At 38.8% G+C, this 14,958-nt stretch carries 18 protein-coding genes; 12 read left to right on the top strand and 6 right to left on the bottom strand.

Features of this window, described 5'->3' with window-relative positions; translation table 11 throughout:
- Positions 1-12: 12 nt before the first annotated feature.
- Positions 13-360, top strand: a complete 348-nt coding sequence (locus tag ACXACJ_RS03020) for a hypothetical protein (protein WP_475132789.1) — start codon at positions 13-15, stop codon at positions 358-360.
- On the opposite strand, the gene ACXACJ_RS03015 is transcribed toward ACXACJ_RS03020, so the two are convergent.
- Both ACXACJ_RS03015 and ACXACJ_RS03010 read right to left on the bottom strand, forming a co-directional pair.
- Complete coding sequence (locus tag ACXACJ_RS03015) at positions 344-1,663, bottom strand: ABC1 kinase family protein (RefSeq protein WP_475132788.1); 1,320 nt, start codon at positions 1,661-1,663, stop codon at positions 344-346. The two genes, ACXACJ_RS03020 and ACXACJ_RS03015, sit on opposite strands and share 17 nt — an antisense overlap.
- Before the next feature lie 39 nt (positions 1,664-1,702).
- A complete protein-coding gene (locus tag ACXACJ_RS03010; RefSeq protein WP_475132787.1) occupies positions 1,703-2,371 on the bottom strand; it encodes a TetR family transcriptional regulator C-terminal domain-containing protein in 669 nt (222 codons plus the stop codon).
- A 118-nt stretch (positions 2,372-2,489) separates the two neighbouring features.
- On the opposite strand from ACXACJ_RS03010, the gene ACXACJ_RS03005 reads away from it, so the two are divergent.
- From ACXACJ_RS03005 to ACXACJ_RS02965, 9 genes are all read left to right on the top strand, one after another.
- Positions 2,490-3,407 (top strand): ABC transporter ATP-binding protein, encoded by a 918-nt coding sequence (locus ACXACJ_RS03005; protein ID WP_475132786.1) that lies wholly within the window; start codon positions 2,490-2,492, stop codon positions 3,405-3,407.
- Positions 3,404-4,183 carry an ABC transporter permease gene (locus ACXACJ_RS03000; RefSeq protein ID WP_475132785.1) on the top strand — a complete coding sequence of 260 codons (780 nt, stop codon included), beginning with the start codon at positions 3,404-3,406 and terminating at the stop codon, positions 4,181-4,183. The genes ACXACJ_RS03005 and ACXACJ_RS03000 overlap by 4 nt, the downstream gene beginning before the upstream one ends.
- Positions 4,183-4,791, top strand: coding sequence for a DoxX family protein (locus ACXACJ_RS02995; RefSeq protein WP_475132784.1), 609 nt, complete (start codon positions 4,183-4,185; stop codon positions 4,789-4,791). The genes ACXACJ_RS03000 and ACXACJ_RS02995 overlap by 1 nt, the downstream gene beginning before the upstream one ends.
- A 193-nt stretch (positions 4,792-4,984) precedes the next feature.
- Positions 4,985-6,019, top strand: a complete 1,035-nt coding sequence (rlmF, locus tag ACXACJ_RS02990; protein WP_475132783.1) for a 23S rRNA (adenine(1618)-N(6))-methyltransferase RlmF — start codon at positions 4,985-4,987, stop codon at positions 6,017-6,019.
- 112 nt (positions 6,020-6,131) lie between these two features.
- Positions 6,132-6,818 carry a nitroreductase family protein gene (locus tag ACXACJ_RS02985; protein ID WP_475132782.1) on the top strand — a complete coding sequence of 229 codons (687 nt, stop codon included), beginning with the start codon at positions 6,132-6,134 and terminating at the stop codon, positions 6,816-6,818.
- Positions 6,811-8,154, top strand: a complete 1,344-nt coding sequence (locus tag ACXACJ_RS02980; RefSeq protein ID WP_475132781.1) for a D-alanyl-D-alanine carboxypeptidase/D-alanyl-D-alanine-endopeptidase — start codon at positions 6,811-6,813, stop codon at positions 8,152-8,154. The genes ACXACJ_RS02985 and ACXACJ_RS02980 overlap by 8 nt, the downstream gene beginning before the upstream one ends.
- A gap of 476 nt (positions 8,155-8,630) precedes the next feature.
- The gene (locus ACXACJ_RS02975; protein WP_475135068.1) at positions 8,631-9,785 is read left to right on the top strand and encodes an MFS transporter; all 1,155 of its coding nucleotides are present in this window, start codon (positions 8,631-8,633) and stop codon (positions 9,783-9,785) included.
- A complete protein-coding gene (locus ACXACJ_RS02970; protein WP_475132780.1) occupies positions 9,778-10,863 on the top strand; it encodes an aminotransferase class V-fold PLP-dependent enzyme in 1,086 nt (361 codons plus the stop codon). Before ACXACJ_RS02975 ends, ACXACJ_RS02970 begins: the two co-directional genes overlap by 8 nt.
- 106 nt (positions 10,864-10,969) lie before the next feature.
- Positions 10,970-11,893 (top strand): universal stress protein, encoded by a 924-nt coding sequence (locus tag ACXACJ_RS02965; protein WP_475132779.1) that lies wholly within the window; start codon positions 10,970-10,972, stop codon positions 11,891-11,893.
- Between the two features lie 42 nt (positions 11,894-11,935).
- Here the strand turns inward: ACXACJ_RS02965 and ACXACJ_RS02960 are convergent, their stop codons facing one another.
- From ACXACJ_RS02960 to ACXACJ_RS02945, 4 genes are all read right to left on the bottom strand, one after another.
- The gene (locus ACXACJ_RS02960) at positions 11,936-12,343 is read right to left on the bottom strand and encodes a heme-binding domain-containing protein (RefSeq protein ID WP_475132778.1); all 408 of its coding nucleotides are present in this window, start codon (positions 12,341-12,343) and stop codon (positions 11,936-11,938) included.
- A gap of 105 nt (positions 12,344-12,448) precedes the next feature.
- Positions 12,449-13,144, bottom strand: coding sequence for a LolA family protein (locus ACXACJ_RS02955; protein ID WP_475132777.1), 696 nt, complete (start codon positions 13,142-13,144; stop codon positions 12,449-12,451).
- Between the two features lie 85 nt (positions 13,145-13,229).
- Positions 13,230-13,397 (bottom strand): hypothetical protein, encoded by a 168-nt coding sequence (locus ACXACJ_RS02950; protein WP_475132776.1) that lies wholly within the window; start codon positions 13,395-13,397, stop codon positions 13,230-13,232.
- Positions 13,387-13,686, bottom strand: a complete 300-nt coding sequence (locus ACXACJ_RS02945; protein ID WP_475132775.1) for a MarR family winged helix-turn-helix transcriptional regulator — start codon at positions 13,684-13,686, stop codon at positions 13,387-13,389. Before ACXACJ_RS02945 ends, ACXACJ_RS02950 begins: the two co-directional genes overlap by 11 nt.
- A gap of 160 nt (positions 13,687-13,846) precedes the next feature.
- Between ACXACJ_RS02945 and ACXACJ_RS02940 the strand changes: the two genes are divergently transcribed.
- On the top strand, positions 13,847-14,386 hold the full coding sequence (locus ACXACJ_RS02940) for an RNA polymerase sigma factor (RefSeq protein ID WP_475132774.1): 540 nt from the start codon (positions 13,847-13,849) through the stop codon (positions 14,384-14,386).
- Between the two features lie 31 nt (positions 14,387-14,417).
- On the top strand, positions 14,418-14,957 hold the full coding sequence (locus ACXACJ_RS02935) for a hypothetical protein (RefSeq protein ID WP_475132773.1): 540 nt from the start codon (positions 14,418-14,420) through the stop codon (positions 14,955-14,957).
- The last annotated feature ends 1 nt before the right edge of the window (position 14,958 follow it).

Raw genomic sequence — 14,958 nt, 5'->3', positions numbered from 1 at the left:
TCAAACCAAGCCATGAGACATTCATTCAAACTTATTTCACTTGCCCTAATTCTGTTGAGCTGTAGCAAACTGGATAAGGCAGATGCCATACCGATGTATGAAGAAACCAGCCAAAGAATAGACAGAAACTTGCAGAAAGATTCCCAAGAGCTTCTGGAAGATATTCAAACAATTTTAGCCAGCGGAACAGTGAAGTTCGAAGTTTATAATACCTCTGGAGATTTACTTACCGTGCTTTCGCAAACCGCAGACATTACTCCTTCTTTTCAAGAATGCTTTAATGCCTGCACTATGGAAATTAAATCTGTAGCCCAATTAGGCACACTTACTCAAAAGCCCTTTGCTAAACCGCAATTTTAGAAACCCATTCTGGTTTTGTGGTTCGCACTTTAGCTCTCAATTCATTCAAAATACTATAGAGGCCAAAATAGGTTCTGTTAATATATAAGCCATCTCTGGCTCCACGCGCCCTTTCGCTTTCCCTAAACTTCTTCGATTCTGAAATAACTTCACCCATTTCAAAAATCTGTTTGAAATAAGTGTCATCGGCAAAATCAAATTCATCGGCATGAAAAGGTTTGCCCAGTAAAGCCATTGTATCTTTTAGCACTGAAGTAAAATAAACCTTATCCTCTTCCGTGTCATCGGCATATATAAATTGAAGTTGCATAAACAGCTGCTCCAACTCATTTCCTTTTTGGATAATGTCCTTCCGGATTAAACTGAAATAAGGATCATAAAACTGATCAGGGATTACTTTAACACACCCAAAATCGATCACGCCCAACTCTGCATTTTCATTGATAATAAAATTGCCCGGATGCGGATCGGCATGTACTTGCCTCAAAGTGTGAATTTGAAAATCGTAAAAGTCCCAAAGCGCTTGCCCTACTTTATTTCTTTCTTCTTGAGAAGGATTGGATTTGATAAACTCTTTCAAAACCTTTCCTTCCAGCCAGTCCATGGTGATTATTCTTTCCGCAGAAAGTGATGGATAATATTTTGGAAAATGGAGATTAGGAATGTGAGAACAAGCTTCTGAAATTTCAACCGAGCGTTGAACTTCCAACAAATAATCCGTTTCCTCCAAAAGCTTAGATTCCACTTCTTCCATGTAATGATCTAAATCCTTTTCGTTCAAATTCATCATCCTTACCGCAAAAGGCCTCACCAATTTCAAATCAGATTTTACACTTGATGCCACTCCCGGATACTGAATTTTCACTGCCAACTTTTTATCTCCTAAAGTAGCTTGATGCACCTGTCCAATTGAAGCCGCGTTGACAGCATTTTTTGTAAATGAATCATAAATTTCTGAAGGAGATTTTTTGAAATATTGCTGAAAGGTTTTCACCACCAAAGGGTACGACAACGGAGGCGCGCTGTACTGCGCCATGGCAAATTTATCTTGATAAGCCGTTGGAAGCAGGTTTTTATCCATGCTCATCATTTGAGCAACCTTCAATGCACTTCCCTTTAACTCGCTCAGCGAATTATAAATATCCCTTGCATTTTCGGCATGAAGTTCATCTTTAGAACGTGAAGGATTCACTACTTTTTTCGCATAATGCTTCACGTAATTCCCTCCTACCTTAGCTCCTGTCGACACAAACTTTGCCGCTCGCTGCACTTTCCCCGTAGGAATCTTCGATTGTTCTTTCATATGCTGATTTCAAAAGAGCAAAAGCTCAATTTTGGATGATTACTTATTCTGAAAAAGAAACTTGGCAAAATCGACCATGGCATCTAACGGGCCACGCCCCATTAAATCGAAAGAAAGATTGACTGCCTTTTCTATGGCTGCATCTGTTTTTTCAAAAGCTTTGGATTCATCTTTTATCCAGAAGTTGAGCACAAACAGAAATTGCAACCAAATACCTTCGTCATACTTATCGCTGATGTAAGGCCGATTCATAATTTCTTCGGTTTCCTTCGCTTCAAGCAAAATTTCATTCACAAATCCCTTGAAAGCCCTTCTTAATTCTTTCAAATAACCCGGTGTAAATTCTGGCCTTATGGGTTTACCGGAAGCCTGTAAAATATAGCTACGGTGTGTTTTCAGATTTTCAATGAAGGTAAAATAGAATGCAAGTAGCTTTTCGCGGGCCGAATATTCATCGTAAACCGCCTCGCTTTGAACCGCCTCAACAGTTTGATTAAACCAATCGAGCCACAACTCCTTTTCTAGGGTTTCGAAAGAATTGAATTGCTCATAAAAAGCCTCTTCTTTCAATTTATTTTCCTTCACAAATTTAAAGATGGAAGCTGGTCGCGAACCATGCTCAAGCACATGTTGCACATATGCTTTCTTCAGTTTTCCTGAGTCAGAAACCTTGTTTTTAGCTGATTTAGTAGACGTATTCTTTTCCATGCCCGCATAACATTTGTTCTACAAAAAAGGTTGGAGCCCAACCGCATTTTATTATTTCTTCTATTGGCTACGATTACAAAACTCAACTTGTTGTCGTCATGTGAGCAAATCTTGCAACATGGCAAACTCAATAATCACAACTCAAAATCTCAATTTTTACTTTAAAGAATTCAAAGCGCTGGACAACGTAAACCTGAATGTTCCACAAGGCAGTATTTATGGTTTTCTTGGCCCGAATGGAGCAGGAAAAACCACCACGATTAGAATTCTGCTTAATCTTTTTCACCCTAAACCAAACCAGGTTCAACTTTTCGGAAAAGATCTTTTTTCCAATAGCACCGAAGTTTTAGGCAAAACGGGAGCACTCATTGAAAATCCTTCGATCTATAAACACCTTTCTGGCCGCCAGAATCTGGAATTGGTTCGCAAAATGGTTGGCGCACCCAAAAGCAGAATTGATGAAGTTTTAGGCATAGTGCGTTTAAAAGACAATGCCGATAAAAAAGCTAAAAACTATTCTTTAGGAATGTGCCAAAGGCTTGGTTTGGCCTCTGCCCTACTTAACGACCCCGAATTGCTCATTCTGGATGAACCGACCAACGGTCTCGATCCAAGCGGTATTATTGAAATGCGAGAACTGATTATTCGACTTAATAAAGAGTACGGAAAAACCATTTTTCTTTCGAGCCACATTCTTTCTGAAATCGAAAAATTGGCAACTGATGTAGCGATTATAAACAGAGGCAAAATTCTTTTCGAGGGCAAGTTGGAAGATCTTCAACTTGGGAGCACTGGGCTTCAGATTTATATCGAAACCAACAACATACCTGAAACGGCTCAAGCCATCAGAAGCCTCAATTTTACGCTTTCCGAACAGACGGATAAATCGCTTACCATTCCGGTTGAAAGCAAATCTGACATTGCCAAAATCAACAAGCATTTGGTCGATCAACAAATTGAAGTTTACCAGATCAAACCAATTGGCGAAAACCTAGAATCCATCTTTTTAAACCTCACCAAAAAATTAGACCAATGAATTTAGCCATTCAATTTAAAAGAGGCTTTACTGCCGAACTCTACAAGTTCAAAAGAACTTTTTTGATGTGGATGATTTTTCTGGCGCCAGCTTTCGTTCCAGCCATAATGTTCTTTGTGTTTTTTTCAAAAGGGACACGATTGGTGCCCGAGGGGCAAAATGCATGGCTATTTTTAATGCAATTCAGCACTTCATCGCTAAACCTGCTTTTCCCCATGTTTGTGATTATGGTGGCTTTGTTCGTCAACAATATTGAGCATCAGTCGAACACATGGAAACTGATTTATGCTCAACCTTTGAATAGAGCTGTCATTTTTTTGGCGAAAGCCAAGGTGTTTGCCATTCTTTTATTTGTTAGCCTCATGATTTACGCCACTCTGCTAATAATTGTCGGTGAATCGCTAAACATTCTAAAACCAGAAATTGGATTTGGTCAACCCTTTTCAGCAGGCATTATTTATGGAATTGCGTTCAAAATATATTTGTCCTCTCTGGCCATGGCTGCCATTCAATTTTGGCTTAGTCAGCGGTTCAAAAACCTTCTTGTTCCCCTTGGAATTGGCATTGCTGGCCTTATTTCTTTTATGATTCTTGTTCAAGGCTGGGAGTATGTCATTTATCACCCCTATGGATTTCATATAATGGGCATTGGTGATTACAAACAGGCAAATTATAGTGTTTGGGCAGATTTAAGTTCGGTTTACAAAAGCCTAATCATAGCGGTTGCAGTATTTGGCCTAGCTGCCATTGACAACTACAAGAAAAGGATATACTGATGAAAAAGATTTTTTGGATACCCACGCCCACCGTAATTCTATTGATAAGGGTTTTTCTAGGACTCATCTTCTTCACGGCAGGCATGTCTAAACTTTATGCTGAAAATGCCTTCCCTGGAATTATCGGGCCTGTTTGGCTTGAAAAAGAATTAACGCAATATGGCCTTGACTTGTATGCTCGCTTTATTGGTTGGTCACAAATTGTTGCTGGCCTATTGTTATTAAGCCAACGATTTGCCACACTAGGAGCCATACTCACCTTCCCTATTATTCTGAACATATTCATGGTCACGGTTTCGCTGCAGTGGCAAGGAACACCTTACGTGAATCTGTTCTTTATCGTTTTAAATATTGTACTGCTAATTTATGACTACCCAAAGCTCAAACATATTCTTTCCGATCAGTCAGAATCATTAAAAGTTATTCCCATTAGGAGAAAAGACAAAAAGGCCGACATAATTTGGGCATTATGTCTTCTCTCCATTTTGTCAACAGTTCCACTTTCCTACGTAAACGTGAATCTCGCTTGGGGAATTTGCGGACTTTCAGTGATTGCCGTTGCTGTTAACCAAATTTTAAGCAGAAAAAGAAAAAATATTACAGCATGAACGGAAACATTCCAAAAACGGAATCGTCTTACTCATAACCCTCGGGAAGGGTTATTTATACATCCAAATCGTGCCCTGGCTGAATTTCAGCTGGGGTTTTTTTGTGCTGTTCACAATCATATTTTGGAACAGGAATACCACTCCATGGAAAGGAAATTAGATATACGATTCATCCATCGTATCTTTGTTGGGTATGGAAAATCCTTCGCACAAAAAAAGAAGTTCAAAAACCTTTTCAAAACCTTCTATAAACAAGGCCAGCACAGAGAAAAGTAAAAAGAACACGCCAAAAACTGGCGCTAAACTTCACCCAAGAAATAAGCATACGGGAAGATACAATTTACCTCAGTTGGCAGAAACTTGCCCTGAGCTAAAGCCATACATCACTCAAAACGTTCGGGGTGAAGACACTATAGATTTTGCTTCGGCTGAAGCAGTTAAAATGCTCAATTCAGCACTTTTAAAACAGCACTACAATATCGATTATTGGGATATTCCTGAAGGTTATTTATGCCCGCCAATCCCAGGAAGGGCAGATTACATTCATTACATGGCCGACATTCTTGCTGGCAGTTACTTTGGGAAACAGCCTAAAGGAGAAAAAATCACATGTTTAGACATAGGCGTAGGCGCAAATTGCATCTACCCAATTTTAGGAGTTTCTGAATATGGTTGGAATTTCATCGGTTCTGAAATTGATCCAAAGGCTGTAGAATCAGCAAAAGTGATTGTTGACAAAAACAAAGGACTAAAAAACAAGGTAACCCTTAAACTTCAGCCCGACACCAAAGACATTTTTTATGGCGTCTTAACTCACGATCAGAAAATAGATCTGACATTCTGTAATCCACCATTTCATGCTTCTCAACAAGCTGCCGAAGAAGGAACGTTGAGAAAATTGAGCAACCTGAAGAAGCAAAAGATTACCGAAGCAAAATTGAACTTTGGCGGCAAAGGTGGTGAATTATGGTGCGAAGGAGGAGAAAGAAGATTCATCAGCAACATGATTCGCGAAAGCAAAAAGTTTGGCAAATCTGTTTTTTGGTTTTCAACCTTAGTTTCAAAAGCCTCGAATCTAAAAGCCCTTCAAGATTCATTGGATTACAATAAAGCCACTGAAATAAAAACAGTCGCTATGAGCCAAGGCAATAAATCTAGCCGCCTACTGGTATGGACTTTCCTGACTTCGGAAGAACAAAAGGAATGGAGAAAAAACTGGGATGCTTAGATTGCCGAAAATCAAGAAGGCGAGCATAATTTTTGAGTTATGCGGGCTATCGTTTGGCCGCTAATGTTTTTTAATGGATTTGCCTAAATTCGTAAAATCAAGAAACAGCACTATGGAAGAAGTAAAAGTCATCAACGGCTTCGAGCATATTAAATACAGTCATGTCCACTATGAATCGGACGAAATGATTGAACGAAGCAAGAACTTCTATGAATGGATGGACACACGTAGATCCGTTCGTGACTTTTCCGACAAACCTGTTCCGAAAGAAGTAATTGAGAACATCATACTTTCTGCATCAACAGCGCCATCTGGTGCTCATAAACAGCCATGGACTTTCTGTATTGTGAGCAATGCTGAAATCAAAAAACAAATTCGCGAAGCTGCAGAAAAGGAAGAGTACGAAAGCTACCACAAGCGCATGAGCGATGAATGGCTTGATGATTTAAAGCCTTTCGCTACGGATTGGCACAAACCTTTTTTGGAAACTGCCCCTTACTTAATTATCGTTTTCAAACGACCTTTTGAATATGATGAAGAGGGCAAAAAACGACAAAACTACTATGTAGCCGAATCAGTAGGTTTAGCGGCCGGCATGTTGCTTACTGCAATTCACGATGCTGGTTTAGTCACCTTAACGCATACGCCAAGTCCAATGAATTTTCTCGCCAAAATTTTGAATAGGCCAGATAATGAAAGGGCGTTTCTTTTGCTTCCTGTTGGCTATGAAGCTGAAGAAGTTTACGTACCTAACAATAGAAGAAAAGCTTTGAATGAGGTGTCAGTATTTTATGAATAGAGTTTTCAATCTAAGCCTCTTCTGCTTATTTCTTATTGCCCCTAGCCTACAGGCACAACGTTACTCTAAAAGGCAAATACTGAAAGACCTAAAAGAACTTCCTGGCTTCAATCAAGCTTTTGTGGGTTTCGTTTTGGTGGATCCAGAGAGCGGAAAAACCATTGCTTGTCAATACGACAATAAGTATATGACGCCAGCCTCAAACACCAAACTTTTTACTTTTCACACAGGGCTTCATTATTTAGGAGAAAATGTACCTGCCTTGGAATACACAATCAAAGGCGATTCTTTGATTTTTTGGGGCACGGGCAATCCGCTATTTCTGCATACCGAACATCAAGATTCAGTAGCGTTGAATTTCCTCAGAAATAGAACAGAAAGGCTTTTCTATTGGCCTCGGCCAATAGCAGACGAACGTTTTGGCCCAGGTTGGGGCTGGGACGATTATAATGGATATTATTCAGCAGAAAAGTCGGTTTTTCCCATCTACGGAAATAGTGTTACAGCATACCTGGATAAAGAAAACCGCAAACTAAACGTGATTCCCAAAAGGCTTGAGAGTTCTTTTATTTCTAAAATTGACACGATAAAAAGGCTAAGCAGTTATGTTCAACGAGATAAGTCGGGGACAAAATACGAATATGCTTTCCCAGATAGTCTTGATTTCGAAATTCAAGGATATAGTTCAGTTGACACCCTAATGAGACCTTTCAGATATTCTGATGAACTTTTTGTTCAACTGCTCTCCGATACGCTTCACAGGGAAATTCAAATTATACACACTCCCCAGAACCGAACTTTATCCCAAAGACTTTATTCTGTACCTACAGATTCTTTATACAAAAAAATGCTTCAGCCAAGTGACAATCTGTTTGCAGAACAAATTCTCCTTATGGCCAGCGGTTTGCAAAGCGATACCTTAAGAACGAAAGCCATGATAAAGGCATCTGAAAAAAGAATTTTCGCAGAAGCCCCTGATGAGTTGGTATGGGTTGATGGATCGGGACTATCGAGATACAACATGTTTACCCCTAGAACCATAGCGTGGCTGCTAAATAAACTCAGAAATGAAGTAAGTGAAGAAAGATTATTCGAGCTGCTACCAGCAGGAGGCAAGTCAGGCACTATCGAAAAATGGTATGCAGGAATCAACGCTCCTTATATTTACGCTAAAACAGGGACTTTAAGCAACAACCACAGTTTAAGCGGTTACTTAAAAACTAATAAAGGCAAAACACTCATTTTTTCATTTATCGTTAATCATTACTCCCACTCAACCGACAAGGTGAAAGAAAGTATGGGTGTAGTTTTGGAGAAGATTAGAAATGGGTTTTAAAAAAAGTAGCCTCTGAAACAGAAGCTACTTTATAAATCCCATTGAACCCGGAGGCTTTTTGAACCTCCTTTATAGACAGGATTTGGGCTGTCCTTATGCTCGCAACAGTCCACTGTTATCCTTTTCTTGCGAACGAGGCTCCAGTAATGGAGTGAGGCCTTGTTTTGAGCCAAACTCACCCAGCATATTAGTTTAACTTGTAAAGTTCAAAAATATGTCCAGGCCCAAATGGGAATGTCTTTAAGACAATACAAAACTAAGAAGCCAATTGTTTCTTAAAAACTAAATACATTTCTTTTTATGCAAAGGGTTACCATAATTCCTTTGCGGACGTCTTACTTGTAAGAATTTCAACAGGATTTATTCTTATATAATTTCCTTTCATGGAAGATTATTTCTTGCTTTGTTAGTTCACCCAATTGATAAAAACCAAAGACTTGACTTTTCAACCTGACAAAATATTATCACGAGATTTTGTGCTGCATTTCATTTCTTATTTTTTAATGTCAGCGGCCTTCTATTTCCTTCTTCCTACCCTACCCGTTTATGCCGTAGATGTTCTTGGAGTAAATAACAATCAAGTCGGATATATCATTGGCGTTTATGCTTTTTCAGCATTGCTAATTCGCCCTTTTTGTGGGTATGTACTCGATGCCTACGGAAGAAAATCAGTTTACCTTTGGGCTCTTTGCTTATTTACCATTCTCTTTGGGCTTTATCACTTTGCCACCACTTTTTTGATTCTTCTTGTATTGAGGGTATTTCATGGAATCACTTGGGGTACCATCACCACCGGAGGCAGTACAATTGCAGCGGACCTTATTCCAGAAAGCAAACGTGGCGAAGGCATAGGCTACTTCGGTTTGGCGATGACCTTTTCTATTGCTTTTGCACCCTATGCTGGCGACCAAATTATGGGAGATGGGAATTTCTTTAACCTCTTTACCGTATCATTTATCGTTTGCTTAGCTTCCTTCATTCTTGCATTGTTGATCAAAGTACCGAACATTAAAACTGGTGAAACTAAACTCAGTTTGAAGAAAATGTTTGATAAACGAGTGAATCGAATTGGAATTGTAATGTTCACAGGTGCATTTCCTTTTGCTGCAATTCTATCATTTATTCGAATTTATAGCGACCAACAAAACATTGAACAAGGAGCTTTATTCTTCATATTTATGGCTTTGGGCGTAGCCGTTGTAAGAATTATTGTAGGCAAAATCATGGATAAAAAAGGGCCAACAGGCATTGTGGTTGTTGGTTTAGGGGTTACCATTATTGCCTTACTCTGGCTGAAATATGTAGATAGCTTTTGGCCATTTATGATCTGCGGAGTGCTTGTAGGCATGGGCAATGGACTTATCATGCCAACCGTACAAACTATGGCTATTAATATGGTTCCTGTAGAAAGCAGAGGAGCTGCCAATGCGACCTTTTTTTCGGCAGTGGATTTAGGCATTGGAGCTGGGTCTATTGCCTTAGGATACGTTGCAGAATATTATGGCATAGATACAATGTTTTTCATTTGCGGCTTAATACTTTTGTTCCCGCTAGCATTCTATTTTCTATTTGTGAAAAATCACTACTATAGACATGTAGAATTGCTAAAACAGGAACAAAATCATGGCTAAAAAAATCTTCTTTACACCAGGCCCTTCTGCTTTGTATTTCACTGTAGAAGAACACCTAAAGCAAGCGCTTCGAGATCAGGTTATGGAAATTAACCACAGAAGCAAACAGGCAGCTAACTACTACCAAAGTACAGTTGAAAGCCTAAAGGCTTTGATGAACATTCCAGAAGAATACCACATCTTCTTTTTGAGTTCTGCAACAGAAATTTGGGAACGTCAGATTCAAAACTTGGTAACAGAAAAATCGTTTCACTATTGCTTCGGAGCTTTTTCAAATCGCTTCTACGATTTTGCCAAAGATTGGGAGAAAGATGCTCACAAAGCACAATCTGAGTTTGGTTCTATTCCCAATGTTGATTTAAACGAAATACCTAGGGACACGGAACTGATCACATTTGCACTGAATGAAACAAGCACTGGGGTCACCTTTCCTGTGGACGAAATTTATAAGGTGAGAAAGGCGTTTCCTGAAGCTCTTATTGCCGTAGATGGCGTTTCCGCATTCCCAGCTATTGATATTGATTTTTCCCAGATTGATAGTGCTTACTTTTCCGTACAGAAATGTTTTGGACTACCTGCCGGTTTGGGCGTTTGGATTGTAAACAACCGCTGCATTGAAAAAGCCAAACAAAAACTTGCATCAGGCCATTCTATCGGTGCCTATCAATCGCTCCCGAATCTGCTAAAAAACGGAGTAAAGTACCAAACTACCTATACGGTAAATGTGCTTGACATTTTTCTACTTATGAAAGTAAGTGCCGATATGCTTGAAAAAGGTATTGATGTAATCCGAAGAGAAACCAACTATAAAGGCTTATTACTTCAAAAACTGGTTACTGATCATCCTTCCTTATCTCATTTTGTGACGGATGAAAACATAAGATCGAAAACCGTTATTGTCGCAAATACGGCCTCACCTTCTGGCGAATGGATTGAAGCTCTTTCGGCCAAAGGCCTAGTGGTTGGCAATGGATATGGAGATTATAAAGGCAAACAAATTAGAATTGCATCGTTTCCTACTCATTCCAAAGAAGTTATAGAACTTTTGTTCGATACGGTCATGAGTTTGAATATTTGATGGATATTATCCTAACGGTTAGAAATCGTTAGCAAAACTTTGAAGACATTACTAGTTCTTCTGTTTATTTAATCTTTAATTTTGCAGCAACTTTTTAAACAAAGCTATGCCTAGTAGAGAACGAATTCTGGTGTTGATGGACACCACCGATGCCGACAAAACCCTTCTTAAATTCCTTGATATCATTGCTACAACCAATGACACCAAGGAAATTTTCTTTTTCAACAGTATCAGTGAAATGAAAATACCTGAGGAGGTTCTCAAAGATTTCCCTGAAATTAAGGAGAAAGCGATTGAAGACAGGCGTACGCAAATCGACAGTGTTGTAAAAAACACCTTGTCGCCTAAAGTTTACGAAATAAGCCAGGTTTATATCAAAGAAGGAGCGCCATCAAAAGCGATCTTAAAATTTGTAGACAAGCACAAAATCGATATGATTATGATGGGCCGCCATAAGAACTTTGTTGGTGGTGGAATTCTTTCTAATCGATTGGCAAGAAGAGCGGATTGCTCTCTTTTCATTATTCCTGAGAACTCAGAGCCTCATTCTGGTCTGCTACATGTTCCTTGTGATTTTTCACCTCATTCGAAAATCGCTATGGAAGAAGCCATCGCAATTTCCAGAAAGTACGACAGTAAAATGAAAATCATTTGCCAAAACGTTTATACCGTGCCTGGAGGTTATCATTATTCTGGAAAAACGTACGATGAATTTGCTGAGGTGATGAGGGCTAACGCTGAAAAAGATTACAAAAAGTTTATGTCTGAAATAGACCATGAAGGTTGTGATATTGAAGTGGTTTATTCACTCGACACAAACGACAACCCTGTAACAGATATAATTGATTTTGCTCACGAGCATAAACCAAATACTATAATTATTGGCGTAAAAGGCCGAACCGCTACTACGGCTCTATTTATAGGCAGCCGCGCGGAACAATTAATTCAGTATAATAGCGATATTCCGATGATGGTAGTTCGCCCGAAAGGCGGTAACTCTGGAATACTGGATTTAATAAGAGAAATATAAAATTAAAAATCCCCGTTTTAAAGCTAAAACGGGGATTTTTAATTAACCCTTGATTCTTTTTTCTTCTTTTTCCATCCAGGCCAATAAAGCTTTAGTTTCTTCATCGGTAAGTTTCATATCTGGATTTCTTTCTACCATTCGGCTTGGGGGCATTTTACCTTCTTCCAAAACCTCAAACATTTCTGCAACAAAGTCAGCTTGCTCTTCTTTGTTCATTTTTGGCACTTTTACCCATTGAAGTTTTTCTCTCGCCTTTTCATTTCTAGCATCAGGCTTATGGCAGTTCATACATTTTTTCTCGATAACGACCTGAACACCTTCAGGAATCACAATGCCATCTTGAGAAACCTTTAATTCTTCCAGAGAAGACGAAGGCGTTTTAAGAGTAAAGGCGGTTCCAACCAAAGCTACAGTACCCAGAACCATGGCCGATTTGATAAAATTCTTCATTCAACAAAAAGTTTATTGAAGTAAGATGCAAAAATTCAAGCAAGGTTTAAATGGAAAGTATTCTTCTGGAGAAGTAATTTTTGGAAATTCAGCTTTGAATAAAATCTAGTTTTCCGGAAAGGTAAAGAAGTCTTCAGGTAAATCTAGGTTTACTTTCACATCAGAAATTGTCATCGACTGAAACACCTGCCCTTCCAATTTTATCACCAACTTCATGGCTACTAAGATTTCCCCCTGTTTTTGATAATCAGAAAAATGAGTTTCTGCTTCTCTCCCATCTGTAGATGCCTTTTGAATAATCAATAAACCAGAGTCTTGATCAAAGAAATTGAGAGATACAATCCCCAATTTATCCTTTCTTTTAATTACCCAATAAGATTTCCCCTCATACTCCTTCTCTCCTTCAAAACTCACTTGAGAGCCTCTGTTTTTATAATCAATGAAAGGATCCAAGAAATCCTTCTTCATGGCTTCTTTCTGAGGACCATTTAATTTTTGAGGACTGAAAAAACCGATGGCTGGATTAAATACCCACGCAGTTTCTCCATCATAAGCTTGAACCACTTCATTTCCATTCAGGGAAAGCTCAACTTTAACTTTATTCGGACTACTTTGGGTTGTTGTACCTGTAATGCTCATGCCATTCATATCTACTGACATTTGCATTTGCATGTTTTTGAGCTGCTGATAGTTTTCAGCACCTATTGCCTCTAAGTATTTATCAATAATACCATCAGCCGTTTGGGTTTTAGCCGCAAAACCCCATACCATAAACAGGGCAAGTGCCCATGCTTTTCTCATTTCTTACACACTTACAAACTGAGACAAAGGTAGATAAAGAAATAAGAATAAGCTTATTTTTTAGATCAACGGCAGTTTTTAGAAGTTAGGCTGAGCGCAGGTCGTCCAGCAATAGATTCGCTTGTTTAACGCGATCTTCGGCAATAGATTTAAATTTAGATGTCCAAGCCCGGCTTCTTTCATCCACTTCTTCGAGCAAATCAAGTCCTTTTTGAGTAATCAAAACGTCTTTTGCTCTTCTATCAGAACTCACTCACTTTTCTGATGACCAAATCCTTAGCCTCCAGCCTATCAACAATCCTAGATGCATTCGACATTCTGTCGAGCATTCTATCTATAATCGTGTTTATTGTACACGGTTCAGGAAAATGGCCCCTCAAAATCCGCATTACATTGTATTGTGCCGAAGTAATACCAAATGGCTTAAAAATATTGAGCTGCTGCTCCGACAACCAACTGTTGGTGTAAATAAGGTTCACCACAAGCTTTTCATACTCGTTGGTAAATTCTCTGCCTTGTTTAATATCTTCTTCTAACCCCACCTTATTAAGTTTTGTGATCCTTTAAATATAAAAAACAGTTTTCAAAACAGTATTATCCACTTGTAGGTTCAAAGCTTTTGAATAATAGATAAACAAACTATATTTCCATTAAACCCTTCACCATGGGTAAAATCTAATAAGACCGAAAAGAAATCAGTTTTTGGAAGATCATCAGATAATAGAAGGCTTTAAAAATTCCGCCACCAAGAGCAAAGCATTCAATGAATTGCTTCAGAAGTACCAACAGCGGATTTATTGGCATATTCGAAAAATCGTGATCGATCATGACGATACTGATGATGTAATTCAAGAGGTATTTATTAAGATTTACAAGAATCTGGATGGTTTTAGAGAAGCCTCTCAGCTATATACCTGGATTTATCGCATCGCCACGAACGAAGCCCTCACCTTCCTAAAAAGAAAGCAAAGAAAACAAGCTTGGTCTATTGACGAGGTTAACAACGACCTTGAAAATAAACTGACTAGCGCTTCGTACATCGATGGTGATGAAATTCAATTAAAGCTGCAGAAAGCCCTTTTAACCCTTCCAGAAAAACAAAGAATGGTTTTCAACATGAAATACTTTGACGATTTGAAATATGAAGAGATTTCAGAAATCACAGGCACGAGTGTAGGCGGATTAAAAGCTAACTACCACTTAGCCGTAAAAAAAATTGAAGAGTATTTATCAGAAGACTAAACCTTACAACCCTTTGATAATCAAATGATCAATGTCCGATAAAGCATTACATAATAAACTCAATGACGAAAACCTTAAAAAGTCGATTTTTAAGGCTCCAGAAGGCTATTTTGAAAGTTTTGAAGAGAAAATTAAAGCTCGAATCGAAACTGAAAACAGCCCATTATTGAGCGACCCTCATTTAAAACAGAACGTTTTCACCACACCCGAGGGATATTTTAACCAGCTTCAATCGAAGATTAATGAGCAGGTTAAAGAAGAAACCAAAGTCATTCCAATTTTTAGACAGCAATGGGTTAGATATGCAGCCGCTGTTCTTCTTTTAGTTGCCGCTTACTTCGCACTTCCTGAAAAGATGAATGACGAAGAAAAAGCATTGGCAGGCCTTTCTGATGACGCCATCATCAGTTATTTGGAAGAACAACAAGCTTTGCAGTATGATATGCTTTCTTCCGCTGAAGGACTCGATAATGCTTTGGAAATTATACTCACCGATGAGGCCTCAAACTTCAGTATGGCATTAAATGACAACCCTGAACTTGAGTACGATTTTGAATATTACGACTATTAAG

The organism is Roseivirga sp. AWQ4_251 (assembly GCF_056158225.1).
This window is presented reverse-complemented; position numbering and strand designations above follow the sequence as displayed.

Excerpts from the sequence above, each read along its gene's own strand:
- ACXACJ_RS03010 (WP_475132787.1), bottom strand. The coding sequence starts at position 2,371 with ATGGAAAAGAATACGTCTACTAAATCAGCTAAAAACAAGGTTTCTGAC.
- rlmF (WP_475132783.1), top strand. The coding sequence starts at position 4,985 with ATGGAAAATCCTTCGCACAAAAAAAGAAGTTCAAAAACCTTTTCAAAA.
- ACXACJ_RS03020 (WP_475132789.1), top strand. The coding sequence starts at position 13 with ATGAGACATTCATTCAAACTTATTTCACTTGCCCTAATTCTGTTGAGC.
- ACXACJ_RS02985 (WP_475132782.1), top strand. The coding sequence starts at position 6,132 with ATGGAAGAAGTAAAAGTCATCAACGGCTTCGAGCATATTAAATACAGT.
- ACXACJ_RS03000 (WP_475132785.1), top strand. The coding sequence starts at position 3,404 with ATGAATTTAGCCATTCAATTTAAAAGAGGCTTTACTGCCGAACTCTAC.
- ACXACJ_RS02960 (WP_475132778.1), bottom strand. The coding sequence starts at position 12,343 with ATGAAGAATTTTATCAAATCGGCCATGGTTCTGGGTACTGTAGCTTTG.
- ACXACJ_RS02935 (WP_475132773.1), top strand. The coding sequence starts at position 14,418 with ATGTCCGATAAAGCATTACATAATAAACTCAATGACGAAAACCTTAAA.
- ACXACJ_RS02965 (WP_475132779.1), top strand. The coding sequence starts at position 10,970 with ATGCCTAGTAGAGAACGAATTCTGGTGTTGATGGACACCACCGATGCC.
- ACXACJ_RS02980 (WP_475132781.1), top strand. The coding sequence starts at position 6,811 with ATGAATAGAGTTTTCAATCTAAGCCTCTTCTGCTTATTTCTTATTGCC.
- ACXACJ_RS02970 (WP_475132780.1), top strand. The coding sequence starts at position 9,778 with ATGGCTAAAAAAATCTTCTTTACACCAGGCCCTTCTGCTTTGTATTTC.
- ACXACJ_RS03005 (WP_475132786.1), top strand. The coding sequence starts at position 2,490 with ATGGCAAACTCAATAATCACAACTCAAAATCTCAATTTTTACTTTAAA.
- ACXACJ_RS02955 (WP_475132777.1), bottom strand. The coding sequence starts at position 13,144 with ATGAGAAAAGCATGGGCACTTGCCCTGTTTATGGTATGGGGTTTTGCG.
- ACXACJ_RS02995 (WP_475132784.1), top strand. The coding sequence starts at position 4,183 with ATGAAAAAGATTTTTTGGATACCCACGCCCACCGTAATTCTATTGATA.
- ACXACJ_RS03015 (WP_475132788.1), bottom strand. The coding sequence starts at position 1,663 with ATGAAAGAACAATCGAAGATTCCTACGGGGAAAGTGCAGCGAGCGGCA.